The organism is Mesorhizobium sp. ESP6-5, from assembly GCF_020164695.1.
GTDB lineage: Bacteria > Pseudomonadota > Alphaproteobacteria > Rhizobiales > Rhizobiaceae > Mesorhizobium > Mesorhizobium australicum.
On the sequence record NZ_JAIUGR010000003.1, the window covers coordinates 61,604 to 87,131 of the forward strand.

The following is a 25,528-nucleotide window of genomic DNA, read 5'->3' on the forward strand; positions in this document are numbered from 1 at the left end:
ATTTCGGCTGGAATTTTCGTATGCCATCGCGCTGTCGGCGCACCGTTTCATACGTGATCCAGCGCCCGCCGAACTGCTTGTCGCGCGTTGGCCGGTCCTTTCGATTTTGTTTGACCTGCCTTGCAAGGGGAGAAAGGATGCGTCATCCGATCCCGACGTTGGCTGCTGCCCCGCGCCGCCATCGCAGAGGAAATGCCTGATGACGCTGCACGATGTCGCGCTCGACGACAAGTTCGATCTTGGAAAGGAGCGCATCTTCCTGTCCGGCGCGCAGGCGGTCATCCGCATGCTCCTGATGCAGCGCGAGCGCGACCGCCGCGCCGGCCTGAACACGGCAGGCTTCGTCTCCGGCTATCGGGGCTCGCCGCTCGGTGGCCTCGATATGCAGCTGTGGAAGGCGAAAAAGCAGCTTGCCGGGGCCGACATCGTTTTCCAGCCCGGCCTCAACGAAGAGCTGGCCGCCACCGCCTGCTGGGGCTCGCAGCAGACGGAACTGGCGGGCGAGGGCACCCATGATGGCGTCTTTTCGGTCTGGTACGGCAAGGGGCCGGGCGTCGATCGTTCGGGCGACGTGTTCCGCCACGCCAATCTCGCCGGCTCGTCCAGACATGGCGGCGTCCTTGCGCTCATGGGCGACGACCACATGGCCGAATCCTCGACCAATGCGCACGCCACGGAATTCCTCTTCGTCGACACCATGGTGCCGATCCTCAACCCGGCCGGTGTCCAGGAGATCATCGACTATGGCCTGTACGGCTTTGCCATGTCGCGCTTCGCCGGCACCTGGGCGGCGATCAAATGCGTCAAGGACAACATCGAATCGACGGCTTCGGTCGACGCCTCGCTCGAACGGTTGAACATCGTCGTCCCGGATTTCGACATGCCGCCGGGCGGCCTCAACATCCGCCACGAGATCGACATGCTCGGCCAGGAAGAACGGCTGCATGAACACAAGCGTGCCGCGGCCTCCGCCTTCATCCATGCCAATGGGCTGAACAGGCTCGTCTATTCGGGCGGCAGCAATCCGAAACTCGGCATCATCACGCTGGGCAAGAGCTATCTCGATGTCCGCCAGGCGCTGGAGGATATCGGCATCGACGAGGCGGCCGCCAACCGCATCGGCGTGCGGCTGTTCAAGGTCGGCTGCCCCTGGCCGCTCGACCTGCAGCACATCGCCGACTTCGCGCGCGGTCTCGACACCATCGTCGTCGTCGAGGAGAAACGCTCCCTCATCGAGGTGCAACTGCGCGAAAGCCTTTACGGCACGGCCTCGCAGCCGGCCATCGTCGGCAAGAAGGACGAGCGCGGCGACTGGCTGTTTCCGGCCAAGGGGGCGCTCGACCCCAACGAGATCGCCATTGCGCTCGGCGAGAGAATCCTGAGGACCATCGGCCCATCCGAAGAGATTTCGGCCAGGGTCGCGAAGCTACGTCAGTTCCAGGCGATGCTGGCCGATGCCACCGACATCGGCTCGCGCACACCCTTCTTCTGTTCGGGCTGTCCGCACAATTCCTCGACCAAGGTGCCGGACGGCTCGATCGCCGCCGCCGGCATCGGCTGTCACTTCATGGCGCTGTGGATGGATCGCAACACAGTTGGCTTTACCGCCATGGGCGGCGAGGGGGCGCAATGGGTCGGCCAGGCGCCGTTCTCCAGGCGCGACCACATCTTCCAGAATCTAGGCGACGGCACCTACAACCATTCCGGCACGCTGGCGATCCGCTTCGCCCTGTCGAGCGAGGCCAACATCACCTACAAGATCCTCTACAACGACGCCGTCGCCATGACTGGGGGCCAGCCGCATGAGGGCGGGCTGACGGTGGACATGATCGCCAGGCAAGTACGGGCAGAGGGCGTTGACCGCATCGCCATCGTCACCGACGAACCCGACAAATATGCCGGGAAGGCCGAATTCCCGGCCGGCGCCACTATCCACCACCGCGAGGACCTCGACCTCGTCCAGCGCGAGCTGCGCGACGTCAAGGGCGTATCGATCCTGCTCTACGACCAGACCTGCGCGGCCGAAAAGCGCCGCCGCCGCAAGCGCGGCACTTTTCCCGACCCCGACAAGCGCGTCTTCATCAACGAACTGGTCTGTGAAGGCTGCGGCGACTGTGGCGTGCAGTCGAACTGCGTCTCGATCCAGCCGGTCGAGACCGAATTCGGCCGCAAGCGCAGGATCGACCAGTCGAGCTGCAACAAGGATTTTTCCTGCGTCAACGGCTTCTGCCCGTCCTTCGTCACCGTGCACGGTGCCAAGATCCGCAAGGCCGAAGGCCTGGCCGGCAGGACCGACCCGCTTGAGGGCGTGCCGACACCAGCCGAATTCCCGCTGGGCGTCGAGGGCTGGGCGGCGATCATCGACGGCGTCGGCGGCACCGGCGTCGTCACTGTCGGCGCCATGCTCGGCATGGCGGCCCATCTCGAAGGCAAGGGCTGCGGCATGATCGACATGGCCGGGCTTGCCCAGAAGGGTGGCTCGGTGTTCACCCATGTCCGCATCGCCCGCACGCCGGAGGACATCAATGCCATTCGCGTTTCGGCGGGAAAGGCCGACCTCGTGCTCGGCTGCGATCTGGTCGTGTCGGGCGCCAAGAAAGTGCTGACGGCGGTGCGCGAGGGGCATACGATCTTCCTCGCCAACACCGCCGAGATCATGCCGGGCGAATTTGCTCGATCGGCCGATTTCTCGCTGCCGATCGAGCGCCTGAAGAAGGCGATCCGCTCAGCGGCCGGTGACGACAAGGCGCATTTCTTCGACGCCACCCGCACCGCCACAGCCCTGTTCGGCAATTCGCTGGGCGCCAACATGTTCATGCTCGGCTTTGCCTTCCAATACGGCGGTCTGCCGCTCTCGGCCGAAGCCGTCGAAAAGGCCATCGAATTGAATGGCGAAGCGGTGGCGATGAACATCGCTGCTTTCCGCTGGGGCCGCCGCGCCGCGCATCAGCCGGATTTCGTGCGCGGCCTCATCGCCCAGCCGTCCCCAACCCTCGGTGACAAGGCCGGACAGGCCGCTCCGGGTGCTGAGACACTGGACCATATCATCGCCCGCCGTGTTGCCTTCCTCACGGCCTATCAGAACGCTGCTTACGGCAAGCGCTACGCCGACAGGATTTCGGCGCTGCGAGGGTCAGAAACGAAGGCCATGCCGGGTTCGACCGCCGTGACCGAAGCCGCCGCCAAAAGCCTGTTCAAGCTGATGGCGATCAAGGACGAATACGAGGTTGCGCGGCTCTATACCGACGGCTCCTTCGCCGCCGCGCTTGGCATGCAGTTCCAGAGCTACGAGAAACTTGAATTCCATCTCGCCCCGCCGATCATGGGACGTCGCGGCAATGACGGCAAACCGAGGAAATCGAGCTTTGGCCCATGGATGATGAAAGGCTTTCGCCTGCTGGCTGCCATGAAGGGCCTGCGCGGCACGGCCTTCGACCTGTTCGGCTACACCGCCGAGCGGCGCATGGAGCGGCAATTGCTGGCGCAGTACGAGGCCGATCTACAGCTCGTGGCCAGTTCGCTGGCGCCGGGCAAGATCGAGGCCGCGGTAGCCCTGGTCTCGGTCCCGGCGCTGATCCGCGGCTATGGCCACGTCCGGCAGGCAAGCGCCGAAAAGGCGGCGGGCGAGCGCTCCAGACTGCTCCAGCGACTGATCCAAGTCATGCCGGTACCGGTTCTCAGTGCCGCTGAGTGATTTCTCACCCATGCCCGAAGCCTGCTGCAAGGTCCTCTTGCCGAGGCGGGCCGACCGAAGCCGTAGCTTAAGCCCCTCTGTCTAAGCCTTTCTTAAGGCGGTTGTGGCATGACAAGGCTTAGCGTTGGGCCGATCATATGGGCAAAACAAAGACCGAAAGCATCCCCGCGGATGTCTATATCCAATTTGTGCGGTCGTTGTTCGACAACGCGCACATGTTGGTGATCGGTGGCGCGTGCTACTGGATCCTCGGATTCATGATTTATCTGCGCACGCAAAATCCGTTGTTTCTGGCCTTTTCTTTTATTCTACTGCCGATCAGCCTTCTGCGTTATTTCGGTATTCGCAGCTTCCTGAAGACGGGGGGCGTGATTGCCGACGTCGAACACGCACACCGATTGGAGCGCAGTTACATCCTCAAGGGCTGCTTGCAGGGCCTCGGATTGGGTGCGCTGTGCTTCGTGTCGATCTATGTGTATCCCGACCCATTCGCCGAACTGGCGGCAATGTCGCTGACCCTGGCGACCCTGGTCACGGTTGTCGCCCGTAATTACGGGTCTCCGCGCATGGTGCGGATTTTTTCTGTAACCTTCATTGGTCCGGCGGCGCTTGCGCTCCTGCTGCGTCTGGATGCCCCGTCCGTCGTCCTTGGTCTGATGATCTTCCCGATGACGTTCATTACCATCAACAGCGCCGACCATGTTCGCAATGTGCTGTTTTCGGCGGTCATCGGCCACAAGCAGGCGAAAAGCATAACGCGCAAGTTCGACCGCGCGCTCAACACCATGTCGCACGGCCTGGTCATGCTCGGCCCTGATGGGCGCGTCGCGGTCGCCAATGCCGAGGCCGCCCACCTGATGTCGCTGAAATCGGCCGACGCGCTGCTCGGGCGCTCCATCCACGGGCTTCTGATGCGCGGCGTCGCCGGCGGCATGCTGGCGCCGAAGGACTGCCGCTACGTCGAGGCGCAGCTGACGCGCGCGCTGCGCGAGGGCAGGGACCGCAAGGTGCTTGTTTCGCTCGCCAACGGCCAGCATTACGAATTCTCCGCGCGTGAAGGCAGCCAGGAACTCGGCGTGATCACCTTCGAGGATGTCACGGCGCGCGTCGAAGCGGAGGAAAAGATCCGCTTCATGGCGCGCTACGACAATCTCACCGGCCTTCCCAACCGCGCCTATTTCCACGAACTGGTCGGCGAGCTGATGGCCTCCGGCGACCGGGATCGCCTGTGCGGCCTCGCCGTGATCGACCTCGACGATTTCAAGAGCGTCAATGACACGCTCGGCCATCCCGTCGGCGACGGGCTGATCTACGCCGTGGCGGACCGGCTGGCGGCCATCGCCGGGCAAGGCCTTACCGTCAGTCGCTTCGGTGGCGACGAGTTCATGCTGTTCTTCGACCGCATCGATGACGAAAGCCACCTGGAGAGCCTGCTCGACCAGATTTTCGCCGAGCTGCAGGGAGAGGTCGACGTGGCGGGCCACGGGTTGCGGATCCAGGCCAGCGCCGGCGCGGTGCTGTCCAAGGTCGGCGGAACCGATGTCGACGCCATGATCGTCAAGGCGGACCTGGCGCTCTACAAGGCCAAGGAACTTGGCAAGAACGGGTGGCGGCTGTTCGAGGCGGCGATGGATGCCGCATTCCGCAATCGCCAGCTGATGAAGGCGGATCTGCGCAGCGCCGTGGAAGGCAGGGAACTGCGGGTCGTCTACCAGCCCATCGTGGCGATGAACACCATGCGCATCGCCAGCTGCGAGGCGCTCTGCCGCTGGGACCATCCCGATCTCGGACCGATTTCGCCCGGCATCTTCATTCCCCTGGCCGAGGAGATGGGCATCATTTCCGAGATCAGCACCTTTGTGCTGCATGCAGCTTGCACCGAATGCGCCAAATGGCCTGACCAGACCAGCGTCTCGGTCAATCTCTCGGCGAGAGATTTCCGCAGCCGCGACGTCATCCAAAAGGTGCGCGATGCGTTGGCTAACTCCGGCCTCGATGCTAGCCGCCTGGAGATCGAAGTCACGGAAACCGCGCTGCTCGACGACAAATCCCTGACCCGCCAGTATATCGAGGAACTGAAGCAGCTTGGCGTCCGCATCGCCCTCGACGATTTCGGCACCGGCTATTCAAGCCTGAGCTATCTGCACAAGCTTCCGCTCGACAAGATCAAGATCGACCGGTCGTTCGTTATGGATGTTACCCACAATCCGCGCTCGCTCGAGCTGTTGAAGGGTGTCGTCGACCTGACCCGTGTCCTGGGGCTCACCGTCACCATCGAAGGCGTGGAAACATTCGAGCAGCTTAAGGTCCTCATGCATTCGGTGAAGCCGGATCTTGTCCAGGGCTTTCTGTTCGGAGCGGCGCTCAGCGCGTCGGGCATCGAGACGATGTCGAACGTCACCTGGCCGTTTGCCGCGGATCTGCGTCTCGCCGCAAAGCGCACAGTCGGCTAACTTCGTCCTCGCCGAGTTGATATTACGCGTTGCTTGGATCGTGCGGCAGGTACGAACCACAATATTCGGTTGATCGCGAAAAAACCTAAGCAAAGCGTGCAGTAGTTTTGGCCGAATTTGAAGAAGCGAAAGATTTGACCGGATCGACGCATCTGTCGAAGCGGAACGCTCCAGTGCTTTTCGCGCCCGAGTCTGCAGCGCGCCCTTCGTGAGAATGAAGCCTTGGACTAGAACATCCAAGCTGCCCCTTCAGCAACCACTCCGCAGCCAAGGACCTCCGGCTGTTAAGGTTAACAAGTGGTAAACCAACGGGATCCAATTTTCGGCTTGTGTCTCATTTTAACTCGAATAGCCTGTTCACGGCGGATACGAGGACTTGAGAATGGATGCTGCGAGAAACGATGCGCGGGCTGGCGCCAGCTCCAATGCTGGGTCGGCGCTGAACCAGTCGATAATGCAATTGCTGGAGCATGTCGACTACCGTCTCATCACTGGAGGCGAGGATCTGGAGGCGATCTACCGCCTTCGCTATCAATCCTACCTGCAATCGGGCATGTGCGGCCCGATCGCCAGCGGGATGTTCGAGGATCGCTGGGACAATCTGCCGAATTCCTATCGGTTCGGCGTCTATTTCGATGGACAGCTGGTCAGCACGTTACGGCTTCACTACATTTCCAGAGAGCACCCTCATTCGCCGTCCGTCGATGCCTATCCGGAAATATTGGCCGAGCGGCTTGCCCGCGGAGAGACGTTCATCGACGGGACTCGTTTCGCAACCGATGCCGACAGTGCGCCCGCGCCCGGAGTTCTGCCTTTTCTCACGCTCAGGCTTGGCATGGTGGCCGCTTCTTACTTTGGGCTTACCGCAGTGCTAACGCCGGTCAAGATCGAGCACTCCGCTTACTATGCTCGTATCTTTCATGCCGTTCAGAGGACAGAGGGCAAGGTGTTCCCGGGAGTCCTTGCGCCGATCGCTCTGTTCGAAATCCCGTGCGGCGAAAACTTGCGCCAGACACTCGAACGGTTTCCGTTCTTTAAGTCGACAGCCGTGGAACAGCGGATGATGTTCGCCAATCCGGCCATCAACCGGCTGACGCCGCTGTCCATAGTGCCGACGGCGAAATACTACCGCGATGCTGCCTGAACGGGCGTCGTCCTTGCATCTGAACCTTCCCGCGGCTTCGCCGTTATAGGTAGCGGCATCGCCATCGAGTGTCGCCGCGATCCTGCCCAACGGGCATTTCGCCCCGGGCTCCTGTCGCATTGTTCGTGGGAAGGAATACGGTCATGACCATCCACTCGCTCGCGCTCACACCGCTTATCTCGCTGATCGCCGGCGTGCTGATCCTGATCATGCCGCGGCTCCTGAACTACATCGTCGCGCTCTATCTGATTGTCGTTGGGCTGCTCGGGCTTTTTCCTCACCTTGCTGGCTGAGACGCTGGGCAGGGCTCGCGCAAAAGCCATCCCCGCGGGCATCGGCGGCCAGTTTCAATTTTCCCTTGAGGGAGTTGTCGGCTGCGATGCGGCAATAGCGCCATTGCCCTGCGCCCAGCTTTTCGGTATGTGCCTGAAAGATGTCTTCGAAGGGGTATTCCTATGGCTGAGCACACGCCGAGCGGTCCTGTAGAACTGGGCGCGAAGATGGACTATGCCGAGCATGACCGCACCTATGCGGGCTTCCTGGCGCTGGCCAAATATGGCTCGCTCTTCTGCGGCGCGCTTCTCCTGGCGATGGCTTTCGGCTTCTTCGCGGGTGGCTTCTTCTCTGCGCTGATCCTGTTCGTGCTTATTCTGGCAGTCGGCGCCTTCATTCTGCGATAGACCTTCCAAAACGCTCTTGCGGTTGACGTCGCCGGATATCCCGGTCGACACTTCGCGCAGACAGGTTCCGGCCGAAAGGATCATGCGGTGGGACAGACGGTTTTCATCCCTCGTGAGCTCGATGCGAACGAGCCGCGTGTCGCGGCTTCGCCCGATACGGTCAAGCGGCTGACGGCCCTGGGTTTCGACGTGGTCGTCGAAGCCGGTGCCGGCACCGGCTCGCGTATCCCCGACGAAGAGTTTGCCAAGACGGGTGCTGTCATCGGCAAGGCCTCGGATGTCGCCAATGCCGATGTCGTGCTGAAGGTTCGCCGGCCAACGGATGCCGAGCTGAAGAGTTACAAATCCGGCGCCGCGGTGATCGCCATCATGGATCCCTACGGCAACGATGCGGCTGTCGCGGCCTTGGCCAAAGCCGGCGTCACCGCCTTCTCGATGGAGTTCATGCCGCGCATCACCCGCGCGCAATCGATGGACGTCCTGTCCAGCCAGGCCAATCTTGCCGGCTACCAGGCGGTGATCGACGGAGCCGCCGAATACGACCGGGCGCTGCCGATGATGATGACGGCGGCTGGCACGGTGCCGGCGGCCAAGGTCTTCATCATGGGCGTCGGCGTTGCCGGCCTGCAGGCGATCGCCACCGCGCGCCGTCTCGGCGCCGTCGTCACCGCCACCGACGTTCGGCCCGCCGCCAAGGAACAAGTCGCCTCGCTCGGCGCGAAGTTCCTCGCGGTCGAGGACGAGGAGTTCAAGGCCGCCGAGACGGCCGGCGGCTACGCCAAGGAAATGTCGAAGGAGTACCAGGCCAAGCAGGCGGCGCTGACCGCCGAACACATCGCCAAGCAGGACATCGTCATCACCACGGCGCTGATCCCCGGCCGGCCGGCGCCGAAGCTGGTGTCGGCGGCGATGGTCGCCTCGATGAAGCCGGGCTCGGTGATCATCGACCTCGCCGTCGAGCGTGGCGGCAATGTCGAGGGCGCCGAGGCCGGCAAGATCGTCACCACGGTCAACAATGTGAAGATCGTCGGTCATCTCAACGTGCCAGGTCGCATCGCGGCATCCGCCTCGCTGCTTTATGCTAGGAACCTGTTCGCCTTCGTCGAGACGCTCGTCGACAAGACGACCAAGACGCTTGCCATTAATCGCGACGACGATCTGGTCAAGGCAACCATGCTGACCGACGGCGGCAAGGTCGTTCATCCGGCCTTCGCCAAGGCCGACCAGCAGCCTTATGTCGAGCCGGCCGCGATCCCGGCCACGACCATGGTCGCCGATGCCACGGCCGCGCCCAGGAAGGCCGCGCCCGGGAAGACCGCCGCATCCAAGTCACCCTCGCCGAAGCCGAAAGGGACCGCGTGATGGACCAGACCTTGCAGAAAGCCTTGGATCAGCTCGACCAGGCAAGCGCTGCCGTTCGGCTCGCGGTGCAGAACCTGGCCAATGCCCCAGGCGGTGCAGAGGCGGCCGGTGATGCCGCGCATGCGCTCTCGGGCGGGGCCATCGATCCCTTCGTCTTCCGTTTCGCCATCTTCATCCTGGCGATCTTCGTCGGCTATTACGTCGTCTGGTCGGTGACCCCGGCACTGCACACGCCGCTGATGGCCGTCACCAACGCCATCTCGTCGGTCATTGTCGTCGGTGCGCTGCTCGCCGTCGGCATCGCGGCCTCCGGCGTCGCCGCCGGCTTCGGTTTCGTCGCGCTGATGCTGGTCTCGGTCAACATCTTCGGCGGCTTCCTCGTCACCCAGCGCATGCTGGCCATGTACAAGAAGAAGGACAAGTGACGTGACCGTCAATCTCGCCTCCTTCCTCTATCTGGTATCCGGCGTCCTGTTCATCATGGCGTTGCGCGGCCTCTCGCATCCGACCACCAGCCGGCAGGGCAATCTCTACGGCATGGTCGGCATGGGCATCGCCATTGCCACGACGCTGGCGCTGGCAACCCCGTCCGCCGGTCGCTTCGGCCTGATCGTGCTTGGCCTCGCCATTGGCGGTGGCGTCGGCGCCGTCACCGCGCGCCGCATCGCCATGACCTCGATGCCGCAACTGGTCGCCGCCTTCCACTCGCTCGTCGGCCTTGCCGCCGTCATGGTGGCGGCCGCGGCCATCTATGCGCCGGAAAGCTTCGGCATCGGCACGGATGGCGACATCCATGCCCAGGCGCTGGTCGAGATGAGCCTTGGCGTCGCCATCGGTGCCATCACCTTCACCGGCTCAGTCATTGCCTTCCTGAAGCTCGACGGCCGCATGTCGGGCAAGCCGATCATGATCGGCGGCCGTCACGTCATCAACGCTGCCCTTGGCGTGGCCCTGATCGTGCTGATCGTGCTGCTGGTCACCACGGAATCGAAACTGGTGTTCTGGCTGATCGTTGCCGCCTCGCTGGTGCTCGGCGTGCTCCTGATCATCCCGATCGGTGGCGCCGACATGCCGGTGGTCGTATCGATGCTGAATTCCTATTCCGGCTGGGCGGCCGCCGCCCTTGGCTTCACGCTCGGCAATCTGGCGCTGATCATCACCGGCGCGCTGGTCGGCTCGTCGGGCGCGATCCTGTCCTACATCATGTGCAAGGGCATGAACCGAAGCTTCATCTCGGTCATCCTCGGCGGCTTCGGCGGCGAGACCGCCGCTGCGGCCGATGACGGCATCGAGCGCACCGTCAAGCAGGGTTCGGCCGACGATGCCGCCTACCTCATGATGAACGCGCAGAAGGTCATCATCGTGCCGGGTTACGGCATGGCGGTCGCCCAGGCGCAGCATGCGCTGCGTGAAATGGCCGACAAGCTCAAGGCCAACGGCGTCGACGTCAAATATGCCATCCACCCCGTCGCCGGCCGCATGCCCGGCCACATGAATGTGCTGCTCGCTGAAGCCAACGTGCCGTACGACGAAGTATTCGAGCTCGAGGACATCAACTCGGAGTTTGCCCAGGCCGACGTCGCCTACGTCATCGGCGCCAACGACGTCACTAACCCGTCCGCGCGCGACGACAAGTCGTCGCCCATCTACGGCATGCCGATCCTCGACGTCGACAAGGCCCGCACCTGCCTGTTCGTCAAGCGCTCGCTCGGGTCCGGCTATGCCGGCATCGACAACACGCTGTTCTACAAGGACGGCACCATGATGCTGCTCGGCGACGCCAAGAAGATGACCGAGGAAATCGTCAAGGCGATGGATCACTGACCGGTCGGTCTTGATCGTCGAATAGAAAGAGCCCGGTCGATGCCGGGCTCTGTAATTTTGGCGTGATGCTGCCTTCAGCCGTTGGTCAGGAACACCGCTTCCTCTTCATCGCGCTGCCTGCCGCCGAGCGCTGCGGCCGCACTGGCGATGAAGGCGCCGATGACCAGCGACAAGGCGCCGAGAAGCGCGAAAGTGGCGCTTGCTTTCCTTGCCGTGTCGGCCGCCTGCTTCGCCTTGACCTTTGCGTCCTGCGCCTTCGCCAGCACCGTATCGACACGCGTCTTGGCATCAGCCTCGGAAAGGCCGGTGCGCGCGGCGACCAATTGCGCAAGATAGGTCTTGTCTTCCGCCGAGACCTCGCCGGCGACGGCACCGGCGATCAGGATCCGCGAGGCCTGCCCGGCCGCGGCGGCTTCGTCGGCAGGAGTGGCGGTGGCCAGCTTGGCCGGATCGGCCGGGCGGAACAGGGAATCCACCAGATAGGAGGTCGCATTGTCGGTCGATGCACCGCTGGCATTCGCCGAGGCCCCGGCCGACGCACCCATGGCAGCTCCCGAGGCCACGGTGGACGCGGCCTGTACACCTGAACCGATCGCGGCGGAAAGTGCCGAGCCAAGCACGCCGGCGACCAGCAAGGTGGCCAGCGCCCAGGCGAGAAAGCCGTGCGCGGTGTCACGGAAATACACTTCGTCGGTGTGGATGCCGACCCATTTGGTCCGCAACCGGCCCGCAAGGTAGCCGCCTACACCGGCGGACAGCCACTGCACGATCACCAGCCAGACGGCGGTGGAAACCGCGAAGGTGGTGATCGACGCGCCAGAGCCCGACCATGGTGAAACCATGCTGAGCCCAAGGCCTGAGCCGAGCAACATGAGGATGAAGGTCAACGTCGAGGCCGCGAAAGCGCCGGCGATGATCGGTCCCCAGCTGACGGCGGTGGAGGACGATTCCGTGGAAGCGGATACGTCGACAGCCGATAGGGTGGACTGCATCGACGCCCCCTACCGTACGAACAGCATGATGAGGATGATGATCGGAATCGGAATGCCGAGCAACCAGAGTAGAATGCCGCGTCCCATGAAAAGTCTCCTGCAAGAAATTGTGATGGACACTGTCACAATGTCTTCGAAGGCCTTCTGTTCCGGCGCATCCTCATTATTGGCGCGGGCACGAGCTATGCCAATCTGTCAAAAAGGCTGTGCGAAACCTCAAATATCCAGGTTGGCGACCGACAGTGCGTTGTCCTGGATGAACTCGCGCCGAGGCTCCACCTCGTCACCCATCAGCCGCGAGAACAGGCTGTCGGCATCGGTCGCATCGTTGACCTTGACCTGCAGCAGCGAACGTACATTCGGGTCAAGCGTGGTTTCCCAGAGCTGCTCGGCATTCATTTCGCCGAGACCCTTGTAGCGCTGCATGGTCAGCCCCTTGCGGCCGGTCGCAAAGACCGCGTTGAGCAGCGCCAGCGGTCCCGAGACTGTTTCGGACACCTCCTTGCGGCGCAGCACCGGCGGCGCCCCGTAGACTTCGCTGAGGCGCTGCGCGTAGCGATCGAGCTGGCGTGCGTCGGCGGAATTGATCAACGCCATGTCGAGATGGGCGTATTCCTTGACGCTGCGCACGGTGCGTTCGAAGACATAGCCGCCGATGCCCTCGTTCGAGGTCGACATGCGGCCGGTCCAGCCGCGCTCGGTGTCCTCGGCAATGATGTCAAGGCGTTGCGCGATCCGCTCCGCCATCGCGTTGGCGCGGCCAAGATCGGCGAAGATTTCGGGATTGAGCCCGCCGGCGATCGCCGCCTGCTCGACGACGTCGCGGTTATAGCGCGTGTGCAAGCCGTTGATGAGCTGGCGCACGGCAAGCGCATCGGCGACGGCGCCGTGCAGATCCTGTCCGGTCCGCACTTCCCCTGAGCCGAGCGTAAGGGACGCTTCCTCCAACCCCGAATCGATCAGGAATTCTTCGAAGGCGCTCTCATTCTTGATGTATTGCGAGCTCTTGCCGCGCGTCACCTTGTAGAGCGGCGGCTGGGCGATGTAGAGGTGGCCGCGCTCGATCAGCTCCGGCATCTGCCGGAAGAAGAAAGTGAGCAGCAAGGTCCTGATATGGGCGCCGTCGACGTCCGCGTCGGTCATCAGGATGATCTTGTGGTAGCGCAGCTTGTCGGCGTTGAATTCGTCCTTGCCGATCGAGGTGCCGAGCGCGGTGATCAGCGTGCCGATCATGTCGGAAGAGAGCATGCGGTCGAAGCGGGCCCGCTCGACATTGAGGATCTTGCCGCGCAGGGGAAGGATTGCCTGGTTTTGGCGCGAACGGCCGCCCTTCGCGGAGCCGCCGGCCGAGTCACCCTCGACGATGAAGATTTCGGACTTCGCCGGATCGCGTTCCTGGCAATCGGCCAGCTTGCCGGGCAGCGAGGTGACGCCCAGCGAGGTCTTGCGGGTGATGTCACGAGCCTTGCGCGCCGCTTCACGCGCTGCCGCGGCCTGGATCACCTTGTCGACGACCACCTTGCCCTCGGTCGGATGCTCTTCGAGCCACGTGCCGAGCGCTTCGTTGACCAGTCCCTCGACCACGGGACGAACCTCCGACGAGACCAGCTTGTCCTTGGTCTGCGACGAGAATTTCGGATCGGGAACCTTAACCGACAGCACCGCCGTCAGGCCCTCGCGGCAATCGTCGCCGATCAGCGAGACCTTTTCCTTCTTGGTCAGCCCCGAAGATTCGCCATAGCCGGTGATCTGGCGGGTCAGTGCGCCGCGAAAACCGGCCAGATGGGTGCCGCCATCGCGCTGCGGGATGTTATTGGTGAAGGCCAGCACATTCTCGTGGTAACTGTCGTTCCACCACATCGCCACTTCCACGGTGATGCCGTCACGCTCGGCCCTGATGGAGATGGGCTTCCCGATCAGCGGTTTCTTGACCCGGTCGAGATATTTGACGAACTCTTCCAGGCCGCCATCATAGTGCAGTTCGTGCTTCACGACGTCGGCATGACGTGCGTCTGTCAGAACGATGCGCACGCCGGAGTTCAGGAAGGCGAGTTCGCGCAGCCGGTGCTCCAGCGTGCCGAAATCGAATTCGACCATGGTAAAGGTCTCGGACGACGGAAAGAAGGTGACCTCGGTGCCGCTGCGGCCCTCATTGGTGCCTGGGCGCTTGTCCTGCTCGTAGCTGCCGATCGCCTTCAGCGGCGCATCGGCATTGCCGTGGGTAAAGCTCATCTCGAAGACCTGGCCGTTGCGGCGGATCTTGAGCTTCAGCCAGGCCGACAGCGCGTTGACCACCGAGACGCCGACGCCATGCAGACCGCCAGACACCTTGTAGGAGTTCTGGTCGAACTTTCCGCCGGCATGCAGCTGCGTCATGATCACTTCGGCCGCCGAAATGCCTTCGCTGGGGTGAATGTCGGTTGGAATGCCACGGCCATTGTCGATAACCGTCACCGAACCGTCGGGATTGAGCGTCACCGAAACCAGGTCGGCATGGCCGGCCAGCGCCTCGTCGATGGCGTTGTCGACCACTTCGTAGACCATGTGATGCAGGCCCGAGCCGTCATCGGTATCGCCGATATACATGCCCGGCCGCTTGCGGACGGCGTCCAACCCCTTCAAAACCTTGATGGAATCGGCGCCGTATTCGGCTTCAGCGCCGTTTGTGTTCTCGGTCTGGTCGCTCATGAAAACCTGTTGTCTAGATGCCGCTTTTACAGCGCGAAAAATCGGCCCCGAATCGCGCTTCTGATATGGGGTAGATATAGGCGCTAAAGGCGGTTTTTCCAAGGTTTGCAGGCATTTCCGGCGCGAATGCCGAGCCGGCAGCCGGCTATTTTTTTCGGGCGTTGAATTTAGCCAGGAGGCCGCGCAAATATTTGACCGTGGATTTGTCCCTGGGCGCCAGCCGGCCCGTCTGGTCGAGCTCCAGCGAAACCAAGTTTCCTCAGCGCCGCTTCCATCGCTTCGCCGCCTTGGGCGGGGTTGGCAATTGGCCGGACCAGCCGGTAGTCGTCATTGGCCATGACCAATGGCCACGTGCCGCTCGGCCGCCGCGATAGCGGTGGTCGCAAGCATCAGCAGCATGGCAAACAGCAAACGCAGTCGAACCGCCCCCGGCTCAGTCGTTTGCCGACCATTCCACCTCTTTATGGCGCAAGCAAAGCCGCGCTGAGGGCGGCTCTCTCAGGCAGCGCGCATCGGTTTCAACGCCTCGCTCCAGCGCAACAGTTCGTCCAGCATGGTCTTGGTCCCGCCCCGCACTTGCTCGCTGGCATCGAAGGCGCCGTTCTCGTCGAGCAGTTTCTGGTACAGCGGCAGCGCGACACCTTCCGGGATAGGCATGATCCCGACCGAGGTCAGCAGCGGCTTCAGCGCCTGCGCCGCGCGCAGGCCGCCGGAGACACCGCCATAGCTGAAGATCGCAGCGGGCTTGTATTTCCATTCGCGGGCGAGATAGTCGATCGCGTTGATGATCGCGGGTGCGGCGAAGTAATTGTATTCCGGCGCCACGAACACGAAGGCGTCAGCGGCATCCATCGCCTTCGACCAGGCCTTGGTGTGGTCGTTCTGATAATTGCCGAGCCTTGGATGATGCGGTTCATCCAGGACCGGCAGGTTGAACGCGGCTATGTCGGTCAGCACTGGCTCGAATTTTCCGTGTTCGCGTACGAACGTCTCCAGCCATTCGGCGAAAACCGGGCCAGCGCGGCCGGGCCGCGTGCTGCCGATGATGATGTTCAACTGGTGCTTCAAGGCAGGCTCCTTTGTCAGGCAGTATCTGTTGGTGACTGCCACTACGGCAGAGCGTTCCAGCAGGCAAGGTTGGATCCCTGAAGGAACGGTCACGATCGGATGAACGGACCGTCCGCCCTGGCGTTCCCGCCGTCATCGGTCCGGTTTGCCGTTCGGTGACATGGACGCCGGAGGTGGCAGCCACTACATTGATGGGAACAGCGGAGCACTTCATGGACACGCAGCCCGCCCCATTCGTTCCTCCCGCCCCGAAGCCGCGCACGTCGCCGCCTTCGACGCTGGAAATGATCCGCATCGTCTATCGCAACCCGCTCGAACTCTGGGGCGAGCCGACCTATAACGAACCCTGGATTTCTGCCAATGGTGCTGGTGGGCCGCTGGTCATCGCCAATGATCCGGGCCTGATCCGCCATGTGCTGGTCGACAACGCCAAGAACTACAAGATGGCGACGGTGCGCCAGAAGATCCTGAGGCCGATCCTGCGCGACGGCCTGCTGACGGCCGAGGGCGAGGTGTGGAAGCGGTCGCGCAAGGCGATGGCGCCGGTGTTCACGCCACGCCACATTTTCGGCTTCGCCCAGCCGATGCTGAAACGGACGCTGGAGTTCGTCACCCGTTACGAGGCCGGCGGTACGTCCGATATCGCCCATGACATGACGCTGCTCACCTATGATATCCTCGCCGAGACGCTGTTTTCCGGCGAGATCGCGGGCGAGCCCGGCAGTTTCGCCAACGAGATCGACCGCCTGTTCGAAACCATGGGCCGCGTGGATCCGCTCGACCTGCTGCGGGCACCCGACTGGCTGCCGCGGCTGACCCGTATCCGCGGACGCAAGACCATGGCCTATTTCCGCAAGATCGTGACCGACACGGTCAAGATGCGCGAAGAGAAGTTCAGGCGCGACCCCGATGCCGTGCCGCAGGATTTCCTGACGCTGCTGCTCAAGGCCGAAGGCCCCGACGGACTGACGCGCCCGGAAGTCGAGGACAACATCATCACCTTCATCGGCGCCGGCCACGAGACCACGGCGCGCGCGCTCGGCTGGACGCTCTATTGCCTGGCCGAATCGCCCTGGGAGCGCGACCGGGTCGAACAGGAGATCGACCGGGTGCTGGCGCGCGAGCCCGATCCGGCGAAGTGGCTCGACGCCATGCCGCTGACACGCGCCGCTTTCGACGAGGCGCTTCGGCTCTACCCGCCGGCGCCATCGATCAATCGCGAGCCGATCGTTCCGGAAATGTGGAAGGATCTTTATATCCCCAAGCACGCCGCCGTGCTGGTGATGCCATGGGTCGTTCACCGCCACAGGAAGCTGTGGGACCGGCCCGACGCCTTCCTGCCCGAACGCTTCCATCCGGGAAACCGTGAAAAGATCGACCGCTTCCAATATCTGCCCTTCGGCGCCGGCCCGCGCGTCTGCATCGGCGCCAGCTTCGCCATGCAGGAGGCGATCATCGCGCTCGCCATCCTCTTGTCACGCTTCCGCTTCGACGCGACCGCTGAAACAAAACCCTGGCCGGTGCAGAAATTGACCACGCAGCCGCAAGGCGGTCTGCCGATGCGGGTCACGCCTCGCCCTCGCTGAGGGCCGACGCTTCTTATACCGCGGGCTTACGCTGCTGGAACTGGCCGGCGGCGCGGAAGCGCCAGAGATAGCTCGGCAGGATCGTCGCGATCGATTGCGGCTGGATGCCGAGTCCCGCCAGTGTCCGGTTGGCCTTGGCGGCTTCGTCCGAAACGATGTTGTGCTCGCGCAACTGCATCACCTGGTCCTTGGTCAGCAGCGGATTGGGCAACAGGCCGAGGATCGAGGCCTGGATGTTTGCCATCCACCACGGCACCGGCACCAGCAGGCGCTTGCGCTCGATAACCGTGAGCAGTTCCTGCATGCACTCCTTGAAGGTGAGCACGTTGGGGCCGCCGAGCTCGTAAACCCGGCCGCCATCGATCTTGCCGTCGACCGAACGCGCGACAGCCTCCGCCACGTCACCGACATAGACCGGCTGGAACTTGGTCTGGCCGCCGCCGATCAGCGGCAGCACCGGCGAATAACGCGCCATATTCGCGAACCGGTTGAAGAAGCTGTCCTCCGGCCCGAAATTGATCGACGGCCGCAAGATCACGGCATCGGCGATCGTCTCCAGCACGGCCTTTTCACCGAGCGCCTTGGTACGCGCATAATCCGATTCGGAATCCGGATCGGCGCCGAGCGCCGAAATATGGGTGAGCCCGGCGCCGACGGAGCGCGCCGCCTCGGCGATGGCGCGAGCACCGAATTCGTGCACGGCGGAGAATTTCTGCCGGCCGCTCTCATGCAGGATGGCGACGAGATTGACGACATGGTCGGCACCTTGCACGGCGCGGTCGACCGACCAGCGCACGCGCACATTGGCCTGCACCGGCTGGATCTGGCCGACATTGCCGAGCGGCTGCAAATGGCCGGCAAGGTCGGGCCGCCGGCAGGCGACCCTGATGCGATAGCCGCGCTTGGCCAGCGCCCGCACGACATGACGGCCGACAAAGCCTGACCCGCCAAAGACGACGACGAGCTTTGGGGTCTGCAGGATTTCGGTCATGGCGGGCTCCGGCGCGCGTTCCAGATGGCTTGGCTGAGCCGTTTCATAGTCCGTTTTGCGCCAAAGGCAAAGGGTGACGCGTCGTCGCGTCATCCCTGTTTTTTGCGCGATTCCAAGAAAAAGCAAGGCCCGGTATTCCTGCGACAAGCGCATCGATCATGTCTTGGCCCTGCGAGCGACAGAAGCAGGAAACCCCGCCGAAGCGGGGTTTCCCGGATGACATCCATGAGGTGTCAGGGGCCGACGAGCGGCCTGACCTGAGACGGTATCAGGAGGGCGTGAAGCAAGTACGCCCACCCCAGCCCTGAACATCCGACATGGTGCCACCAACCTTCTTGCAGGCGGCGACGAAATCGGCGCTGCAGTTGGCGAATTTCGCATGGCCGTTCTTGCAGTAGTGGTCCTCGGTGGCGCCGCCACCCGGCGCGGTAAAGACGCCCGGGTTGGCCGGCTTGACCGGTGCGGCCTTCAAATTGGCAGCCTGCGTGGCGCCCATGAAGGAACCGAGCAGGAGGACGGCGGTCAGCATGGTGGTCTTGGTGTTGGTCATGATGATTTCCTTTGATTTGAGGTTGGGTTTCCGGGACGCGAAGGGCGATGCCTTTCACGCGAAGCAGACTTTCGATTTTGATTTTGCTGTTCCCCGGTCTGGATCGGGCAAGCTCACCTTGCCCTGGACAAACGTTGGTCGCCCGGGCGCTCACAAAGGTTCAGGACGCGCGCGAAAAAAAACGCGCACAACCGCGCGTCAGGCGGGGGCGGCCAAGTAATCGTCTGCAAAGAAAGGAGAAGAAATCAGGCCGAGTAGCGTTCGGCGAATTCGGAGATGCGCTGGATCACTGCCTTGGGCGCGGTGATGCCGCGCGCCTGCGCCTTTTCGGCCGCTTCGACGCGGGCGCGGCCTGGCACATGAACGCCGAAGCGCCGCCGCAGCCGGTCAAGCTGGTCTTTCATGCGCTGCTCGAAACCCGGGTCGAGCAGCTTGGGCTCGACGGCAAGCACGAACAGGCCGGTCCCGGGGCTGTCCGGGCCGCCGCTGAACCATGGCGCGTCGAGTGACCAGTTGGCGCCCGACAGGCCGGCCGCCAGCACTTCGACCATCAGCGCGATGTTGGCGCCGCGCTGGCCGCCGAAGGCGAGCATGGCGCCCTTCATGGCCGCCGCCGGATCGGTGGTCGGGTTGCCGCTGGCGTCCAGCGCCCAGCCTTCGGGGATCTTCTTGCCGTCCTCGGCGGCCTTGCGGATATTGACGAAGGCGGTGGCGCTCGACGACTGGTCGATGACCAGCGGCGCGCCGTCGGCGGCGGGGGCGGCGAAAGACATCGGGTTGGTGCAAAAGACCGGCTTGACCGAGCCTGAGCCGGCCAGGACGGCCGGACCGTTGGTTGCGGCGAAGGACACCAGCCCCTGCGCGGCCAGCCGGCCGGTGAAGTAGCCGAGCGCCCCGCAGGTGTAGGCGTTCTTCTGCGAGAAGATGGCGACGCCGAACAGTCTTGCCGCCTTGGCGAGGTCGTCGATGGTGCGGTCGAAGCCGGTATGCGCCAGCCCGCCGCGTGCGTCCGAGAGATAGATGGCCAGCGCCGGCCGGGTGATCACAGGATCGGCATTGCCGTCGATGCGTCCGGCCTCGAGCGCTTCGAGGTAGTCGATGAAATGTGTGAGCCCGACGGCTGCAAGTCCCTCTGCCTCGGCCGCGATGATCGAGGCGGTGAGCGATTGCGCTGCTTCCTCGTTGGCGCCGGCGCCAAGTGCCGCCATCCGGCACAGCCCTTTTGCCTGGTCGAGACTGAGTTGCATGGCGATTGCCCTTAGTGAGTAGTGAGTAGGGGTTGTTGAGTGGTGAGTTGTGGAGTGCGCGGCAGCCACTTCCTACTTACCAATCCCTACCACCACTCACTTGAACCTAACCGATCTTGACCGGGATTCGTGCCTCGATCCGGCTGAAGGCGAAGACCAGAATGCCGGTGATCGCCATATAGATCAACGCCAGGAGCAGCAAGGGCTCGTAGGTGAGATAGGTGTCCTGCCGCACCTTGGACGAGACGGCGAAGATGTCGATCACGCTGATGGTTGCCACCAGCGGTGTCGATTTCAGCTGCAGCACGGTCTCGCCGGTCAGCGTCGGCAGCGCCCGGTAGAAGGCTTGCGGCAGCCAGATGCGGCGGAAGATCTTCCATCGGCTCATGCCGAAGGCGCGGGCGGCTTCCAGCTGCCCCTTGGGCACGCCGGCAAAGGCGCCGCGCATCACTTCGCCCTCGTAGCCGGCGAAGGACAAGGTCAGCGCCAGCACGCCGTACGGCCAGGCCTGCCTGAGATAGGGCCACATCCAGGATTCGCGGATCCATGGATATTGCGGGAAAAGCGAGCCCAGCCCGTAATAGAGCAGCCATAGCTGCAGAAGCAGCGGCGTGCCGCGGATGATGGTGCAGAAGACTTTCGCAGGTGCCGCGACCCAGATCGAGCCGGCCGCCTGCGCCAGCCCGACGGGCACGGCGATCATGAAGCCGAGCGTACAGGTGACGGCCAGGATCCACAGGGCACGCCAGATGCCCATCAGGCCCATTTCCCAATATTGCGGCAGCCAGTCCCAGCGCATGAAGAAGGCGGCCGACGCCACCAGCCCCAGCGCGATCAGGATCAGCACGATGCGATGCGGCTGCAGCCAGAGCGATGCGCGCGCCGCCGTGTCGATGATGACCGTTTCGCTGGTCATCAACGTGCCTCCTTGATCGAAGGCATGCCGCGCCGCGCCCATTTCTCCGCGCGGCCAAGCAGGAGGTTCGAAACCAGCGTCACGCAGAGATAGAGCACGCCGGCGGCGAGGAAGAAAACCAGATAGGCCTTGGTGACACCCGCCGCCTGTCGTGTCGCCAGCGTCAGTTCGAAGAAGCCGACGACAGCCAGCAGCGCGGTGTCCTTGGTGGCGATCAACCACAGATTGGCGAGGCCCGGAATGGCGAAAGGCAGCATCGCCGGCAGCGTGATGCGCCGCAACAGAAGGCCGGGAGACATGCCGAAGGCGCGGGCGGCTTCGATCTGGCCCTGCGGGATAGCGAGGATCGCGCCGCGGATGACTTCCGTCGAATAGGCGCCCTGGACGAAGCCGAGCACGGCGATGCCGGCCACCAGCCCGCTGATGTCGACACGCTGGTAACCCATCGCCGTCAGCACCTGGTTTATCAGGTCGGTGCCGGCATAGTAGAGCAGCAGGATCAGCACCAGTTCCGGCACGGCGCGCACCACGGTGGTGTAGACCGCGAACAGGTCGCGCACCACGGGTCCGCCGTAAAGCTTGCCATAGGCACCGCAGGTTCCAATCAGCAGGCCGACGATGGTCGCGCCGACGGCGATCTCTAGCGAATGCAGGAGCCCGAGCAAGAGCGTCCCGCCCCAGCCGACGGGAGCCGGCGAGAGCAGTTCGACGATGCCGGCCGCGGAGGCCGGAAGAAAGGATTCGATCAGCTTCGCCCCCGGATTGCTGGCTCTGTCCGCCGGCACCAGCAGCCGGCGGCAAGCATGCGTGGACAGGCCGGCTGGAGGACGAGGGCGTCAGCGCCCTGTCCTCCAGCCGATGCGAGGGTCTCAGTTCGACTGCGTGGCGCCGCCGTAAATGTCGAAATCGAAATATTTCTTCGAGATCTCGTCATATTTGCCGTTGGCGCGGATCGCCTTGATGCCGGCGTTGATCTTCTCTTTCAGATCGGTGTCTTCCTTGCGCACGCCGGCGCCGACGCCCGGTCCGAGCACCTCGTCGTCAGGGGCCACCATGCCCTTGAGATCGCAGCAGGCCTTGCCCTGGTCGGTCTTGAGGAACTCCTTGAGCGCGATGGAATCGGCCTGCACCGCGTCGAGGCGGCCCGCGGCGAGGTCGTTGTTGGCTTCGTCCTGCGTCTGGTATTCCTTGATCTCGGATGCGGTGGGGCCGAAATGCTTCTTGGCGTATACGGCATGCACCGTCGACACCTGGACGCCGAGGACCTTGCCCTTGAGATCGTCGGGCGTGGCGCCGAATTTCTGGTCCTTCGGACCGATGATGGCGGTCGGGGTGTTATAGTACTTGTCGGAGAAGTCGATGGTCTTCTTGCGTTCATCGGTGATCGACATCGACGAGACGATGAGGTCGATCTTCTTGGTGGTCAGTGCCGGGATGATGCCGTCCCAGGCGACAGGGGTGATGACGCAGTCGAGCTTCTCCTCGGCGCAGACGGCGTCGATGAAGTCGATCTCCCAGCCGACCCATTTGCCCGAAGCATCGGGCGAGGTGAAGGGCGCGTAGGGTTCGGCGGCGACGCCGATCTTGACCGGATCGGCCTTGGCCACGCCCATGGCGGCGACGCCGAGCAGCAGCGCCGCGGCGAATGTCTTCAGAACAGTCTTCATTTCAGAACTCCCAGTTTGTTGTTGGTTCCCGGTTTTCTTCCGTCCCGGCCTGTCCCTAGCCGATGTTGCGGATGAACTGCTTTAGCCTTTCGGACTTGGGCGCGCCGAAGATCTGCTCCGGCGGGCCTTCCTCCTCGACCAACCCGTTGTAGAGGTAGACGACGTGGGTCGCGACCTCGCGGGCGAATTTCATTTCGTGGGTGACCAGCACCATGGTGCGGCCTTCACGGGCCAGATCGCCAATCACCTTCAGCACTTCGCCGACCAGTTCGGGATCGAGCGCCGAGGTCGGTTCGTCGAACAGCATGACGCGCGGATTGATGGCCAAGGCGCGAGCGATCGCGGCGCGCTGCTGCTGGCCGCCGGAGAGATAGGCCGGATAGACGTCGCGCTTCTCGGCCAGACCGACGCGCACCAGCAGCTTTTCGGCCTGGGCGACAGCCTGGTCGCGCTTGACGCCCAGCACATGAACGGGAACCTCGATGACGTTTTCGATCAGCGTCATATGGCTCCACAGGTTGAAGTTCTGGAACACCATGCCGAGCTTGGAGCGGATGCGTTCGATCTGCCTGCGGTCGGCCGGAATCGTATGGCCATGGCTGTCCGCCTTGAGCTTGATCTCCTCGCCATTGACCCGGATGATGCCGCTGGTCGGGTTTTCCAGGCAGTTGATGCAGCGCAGCAGCGTCGATTTGCCTGAGCCCGAGCCGCCGATGATGGCGATGACCTCGCCGTCGCGCGCCGACAGCGATACGCCCTTCAGCACATGCAGTTGACCGAATTTCTTGTGCAGGTTCTCGACATGGATGGCTTCTGCGGCGCCGTCCTGCGCCTCGCCGGATGGGACTTTGGCAGCTGCCACAGCGCTCACCAAATGACCTCCATATCGCCGCCGGCGGTTCGTCGAACGTCTATCCGGCTAATCAACATACGCTGTACTGCCTCGCTACAGACCTCAAGCATGGACCCAACAGAGCGAGCCCGTCAATCCCGCTCATTACGGCACTTGCGGCCTTGTTGTGCAAGTGTATAAATAACCTCTCATGAAATTTTCTCGGTTTTTTTCAGCTTAAAAAAGGGCATCGATGAGCGCTTTCGGATCTCAGTCCATGGCGGCGCCGCTGCGGCGCGTGCTGATGCGGTCGGCGGCCAACGCCATGCGCGACGCCGACCGGGCTGCCTGGCACTATGGTCCGGGATTCAACCCGGCGAAAGCGGCCTCGCAGCACGCAGTCCTTGCTGAACTGGTGGCGGCGTCCGGCGCCGAGATCGAATGGATCGAGGACAAGGCCGACGGACTTTCGGATTCGGTGTTCACGCACGACCCTTCGCTGATGACCGACCGCGGTGCGCTGATCCTGTCCATGGGCAAGCCGCTGCGCGCCAGGGAGCCTTCGCTGCATGAAGAAACCTACAGAAGGCTGGGCATTCCGATCCTTGGTCGCGTCGAGGCTCCTGGCCAGGTCGAAGGTGGCGACTGTGTATGGGTTGATGCCCGCACGCTGGCGATCGGGCGCGGTGTCCGTTCCAACCAGGAAGGCATCCAGCAGGTTTCCAACCTGCTGTCGCCGCTGGGGATTTCCGTCTACGGCTTTGATCTGCCGCTGTGGCAGGGCGAAGAGGCGTGCCTGCACCTGATGTCGGTTATCAGCCCGCTGGCCGACGACCTGGCGCTGGTCTATTCACCGCTTTTACCGGCCCCTTTCTATCAGACGCTGAAGGCACGCGGCATCCGGCTGGTCGAAGGCGACGCCGAGGAGTTCGCGGCTTCCAACGGCCTCAGCCTCAACGTACTGCCGACCAGCCCGCTCAAGGTCATTGCCGTCGCGGGCTTTCCCAGGACCAAGGCCGCCATGGAAGCCGCCGGATGCACGGTTGAGATCTTCGAGGCGGACGCGCTCTGCATCGCCTGCGAAGGCGGGCCGACATGCCTGACGCGACCGATCCTGCGCCAATGAATGGGCGCCGTAAGTTCCGTCGCGAGGGCGAGGAGCGGCGGCGGCAGGATCTGATCGAGGCGACTCTGGACAGCGTGGCGGAATATGGCCTTCAAGGCGCCAGCCTGCGCACCATCGCATTGCGTGCCGGCGTCACCGCCGGGCTGATCCGGCATTATTTCCCGGGCAAGGAAGAATTGCTGCAGGAAGCCTATACGGCGCTGGTCGACCGCATGACCGAGCAGGCGAAGGCGGCATTGGTCATGGATGATGCCTCGCCGCGCCAGCGTCTTGCGGCTTTCATCACCGCCAATCTCAATGCGCCGATCATCGACGCGCGGGTGTTTTCGCTCTGGGCAACCTTCATCGGCCGCGCCAGTGCGGATCCCGCCCTGGCCCGTGCCCACCGCGAAGGCTACCTTGGCTTTCGCAACGAGGTGGAAGCAGTTGTGGCCGACGTGCTCGCCGCCGAACAGCACAAGCCGGACGCAACCCAGTTGCGCCACCATGCCATCGCGATCAACGCGATCATCGACGGGCTCTGGATCGAAGGCTGCCTGGCCGGCGAGATGTTCTCGCCCGGCGAATTGGCGGCGATTGGCATCAAGGCTGTCGAGTCCGAACTCGGCCTCGCGCCGCTGGAGCAATTCCTGGAAAAATGAGAAGCGGTTTTCCCGGGAAAAGCGCGCAGCGCTTCCCCCTTGGGAATTGCGTAGAAACAAAGAGATA

General features: G+C 63.3%; 21 protein-coding genes. 11 read left to right on the forward strand and 10 right to left on the reverse strand.

Annotated features, from left to right (window positions below; all coding sequences use genetic code 11):
* Nucleotides 1-106 precede the first annotated feature (106 nt).
* From LB524_RS04990 to LB524_RS05025, 8 genes are all read left to right on the forward strand, one after another.
* A complete protein-coding gene (locus tag LB524_RS04990; protein ID WP_263486513.1) occupies nucleotides 107-3,694 on the forward strand; it encodes an indolepyruvate ferredoxin oxidoreductase family protein in 3,588 nt (1,195 codons plus the stop codon).
* Nucleotides 3,695-3,831: 137 nt separating this feature from the next.
* Nucleotides 3,832-6,147, forward strand: coding sequence for a putative bifunctional diguanylate cyclase/phosphodiesterase (locus LB524_RS04995; RefSeq protein ID WP_015314282.1), 2,316 nt, complete (start codon nucleotides 3,832-3,834; stop codon nucleotides 6,145-6,147).
* 382 nt (nucleotides 6,148-6,529) lie between these two features.
* Nucleotides 6,530-7,291 (forward strand): N-acyl amino acid synthase FeeM domain-containing protein, encoded by a 762-nt coding sequence (locus tag LB524_RS05000; protein WP_140615009.1) that lies wholly within the window; start codon nucleotides 6,530-6,532, stop codon nucleotides 7,289-7,291.
* Nucleotides 7,292-7,434: 143 nt separating this feature from the next.
* Nucleotides 7,435-7,584, forward strand: a complete 150-nt coding sequence (locus LB524_RS05005; protein ID WP_015314280.1) for a DUF3096 domain-containing protein — start codon at nucleotides 7,435-7,437, stop codon at nucleotides 7,582-7,584.
* Nucleotides 7,585-7,746: 162 nt separating this feature from the next.
* The gene (locus LB524_RS05010; RefSeq protein ID WP_015314279.1) at nucleotides 7,747-7,971 is read left to right on the forward strand and encodes an aa3-type cytochrome c oxidase subunit IV; all 225 of its coding nucleotides are present in this window, start codon (nucleotides 7,747-7,749) and stop codon (nucleotides 7,969-7,971) included.
* An 87-nt stretch (nucleotides 7,972-8,058) separates the two neighbouring features.
* The gene (locus LB524_RS05015) at nucleotides 8,059-9,333 is read left to right on the forward strand and encodes a Re/Si-specific NAD(P)(+) transhydrogenase subunit alpha (RefSeq protein ID WP_015314278.1); all 1,275 of its coding nucleotides are present in this window, start codon (nucleotides 8,059-8,061) and stop codon (nucleotides 9,331-9,333) included.
* Nucleotides 9,333-9,758 (forward strand): NAD(P) transhydrogenase subunit alpha, encoded by a 426-nt coding sequence (locus LB524_RS05020; RefSeq protein ID WP_015314277.1) that lies wholly within the window; start codon nucleotides 9,333-9,335, stop codon nucleotides 9,756-9,758. Before LB524_RS05015 ends, LB524_RS05020 begins: the two co-directional genes overlap by 1 nt.
* A gap of 1 nt (nucleotide 9,759) precedes the next feature.
* Nucleotides 9,760-11,157 (forward strand): NAD(P)(+) transhydrogenase (Re/Si-specific) subunit beta, encoded by a 1,398-nt coding sequence (locus tag LB524_RS05025; RefSeq protein ID WP_224524125.1) that lies wholly within the window; start codon nucleotides 9,760-9,762, stop codon nucleotides 11,155-11,157.
* Between the two features lie 74 nt (nucleotides 11,158-11,231).
* Here the strand turns inward: LB524_RS05025 and LB524_RS05030 are convergent, their stop codons facing one another.
* From LB524_RS05030 to LB524_RS05040, 3 genes are all read right to left on the reverse strand, one after another.
* The gene (locus LB524_RS05030; RefSeq protein ID WP_224524127.1) at nucleotides 11,232-12,149 is read right to left on the reverse strand and encodes a hypothetical protein; all 918 of its coding nucleotides are present in this window, start codon (nucleotides 12,147-12,149) and stop codon (nucleotides 11,232-11,234) included.
* A gap of 216 nt (nucleotides 12,150-12,365) precedes the next feature.
* On the reverse strand, nucleotides 12,366-14,837 hold the full coding sequence (gene gyrB, locus LB524_RS05035; RefSeq protein WP_140615003.1) for a DNA topoisomerase (ATP-hydrolyzing) subunit B: 2,472 nt from the start codon (nucleotides 14,835-14,837) through the stop codon (nucleotides 12,366-12,368).
* A 498-nt stretch (nucleotides 14,838-15,335) separates the two neighbouring features.
* Complete coding sequence (locus tag LB524_RS05040) at nucleotides 15,336-15,905, reverse strand: NADPH-dependent FMN reductase (RefSeq protein WP_140875731.1); 570 nt, start codon at nucleotides 15,903-15,905, stop codon at nucleotides 15,336-15,338.
* Nucleotides 15,906-16,117: 212 nt separating this feature from the next.
* On the opposite strand from LB524_RS05040, the gene LB524_RS05045 reads away from it, so the two are divergent.
* Nucleotides 16,118-17,491 carry a cytochrome P450 gene (locus LB524_RS05045; protein WP_224524130.1) on the forward strand — a complete coding sequence of 458 codons (1,374 nt, stop codon included), beginning with the start codon at nucleotides 16,118-16,120 and terminating at the stop codon, nucleotides 17,489-17,491.
* A gap of 13 nt (nucleotides 17,492-17,504) precedes the next feature.
* On the opposite strand, the gene LB524_RS05050 is transcribed toward LB524_RS05045, so the two are convergent.
* The 7 genes from LB524_RS05050 to LB524_RS05080 form a co-directional block, all read right to left on the reverse strand.
* A complete protein-coding gene (locus LB524_RS05050; protein ID WP_224524132.1) occupies nucleotides 17,505-18,482 on the reverse strand; it encodes a complex I NDUFA9 subunit family protein in 978 nt (325 codons plus the stop codon).
* A gap of 268 nt (nucleotides 18,483-18,750) precedes the next feature.
* On the reverse strand, nucleotides 18,751-19,032 hold the full coding sequence (locus LB524_RS05055; protein ID WP_224524134.1) for a hypothetical protein: 282 nt from the start codon (nucleotides 19,030-19,032) through the stop codon (nucleotides 18,751-18,753).
* A gap of 245 nt (nucleotides 19,033-19,277) precedes the next feature.
* Nucleotides 19,278-20,279: an Ldh family oxidoreductase gene (locus tag LB524_RS05060; RefSeq protein ID WP_224524136.1), complete on the reverse strand. Its 1,002-nt coding sequence runs from the start codon at nucleotides 20,277-20,279 to the stop codon at nucleotides 19,278-19,280.
* 106 nt (nucleotides 20,280-20,385) lie between these two features.
* Nucleotides 20,386-21,195 (reverse strand): ABC transporter permease, encoded by an 810-nt coding sequence (locus LB524_RS05065; protein WP_015314268.1) that lies wholly within the window; start codon nucleotides 21,193-21,195, stop codon nucleotides 20,386-20,388.
* Complete coding sequence (locus tag LB524_RS05070) at nucleotides 21,195-21,860, reverse strand: ABC transporter permease (protein ID WP_041163582.1); 666 nt, start codon at nucleotides 21,858-21,860, stop codon at nucleotides 21,195-21,197. The genes LB524_RS05065 and LB524_RS05070 overlap by 1 nt, the downstream gene beginning before the upstream one ends.
* A 204-nt stretch (nucleotides 21,861-22,064) precedes the next feature.
* The gene (locus LB524_RS05075) at nucleotides 22,065-22,862 is read right to left on the reverse strand and encodes a transporter substrate-binding domain-containing protein (RefSeq protein WP_135883722.1); all 798 of its coding nucleotides are present in this window, start codon (nucleotides 22,860-22,862) and stop codon (nucleotides 22,065-22,067) included.
* A gap of 55 nt (nucleotides 22,863-22,917) precedes the next feature.
* Nucleotides 22,918-23,733: an ABC transporter ATP-binding protein gene (locus LB524_RS05080; RefSeq protein WP_015314265.1), complete on the reverse strand. Its 816-nt coding sequence runs from the start codon at nucleotides 23,731-23,733 to the stop codon at nucleotides 22,918-22,920.
* Between the two features lie 214 nt (nucleotides 23,734-23,947).
* Between LB524_RS05080 and LB524_RS05085 the strand changes: the two genes are divergently transcribed.
* Both LB524_RS05085 and LB524_RS05090 read left to right on the forward strand, forming a co-directional pair.
* Nucleotides 23,948-24,820: a dimethylarginine dimethylaminohydrolase family protein gene (locus LB524_RS05085; protein WP_140614989.1), complete on the forward strand. Its 873-nt coding sequence runs from the start codon at nucleotides 23,948-23,950 to the stop codon at nucleotides 24,818-24,820.
* The gene (locus LB524_RS05090) at nucleotides 24,790-25,461 is read left to right on the forward strand and encodes a TetR family transcriptional regulator C-terminal domain-containing protein (RefSeq protein ID WP_015314263.1); all 672 of its coding nucleotides are present in this window, start codon (nucleotides 24,790-24,792) and stop codon (nucleotides 25,459-25,461) included. The genes LB524_RS05085 and LB524_RS05090 overlap by 31 nt, the downstream gene beginning before the upstream one ends.
* The last annotated feature ends 67 nt before the right edge of the window (nucleotides 25,462-25,528 follow it).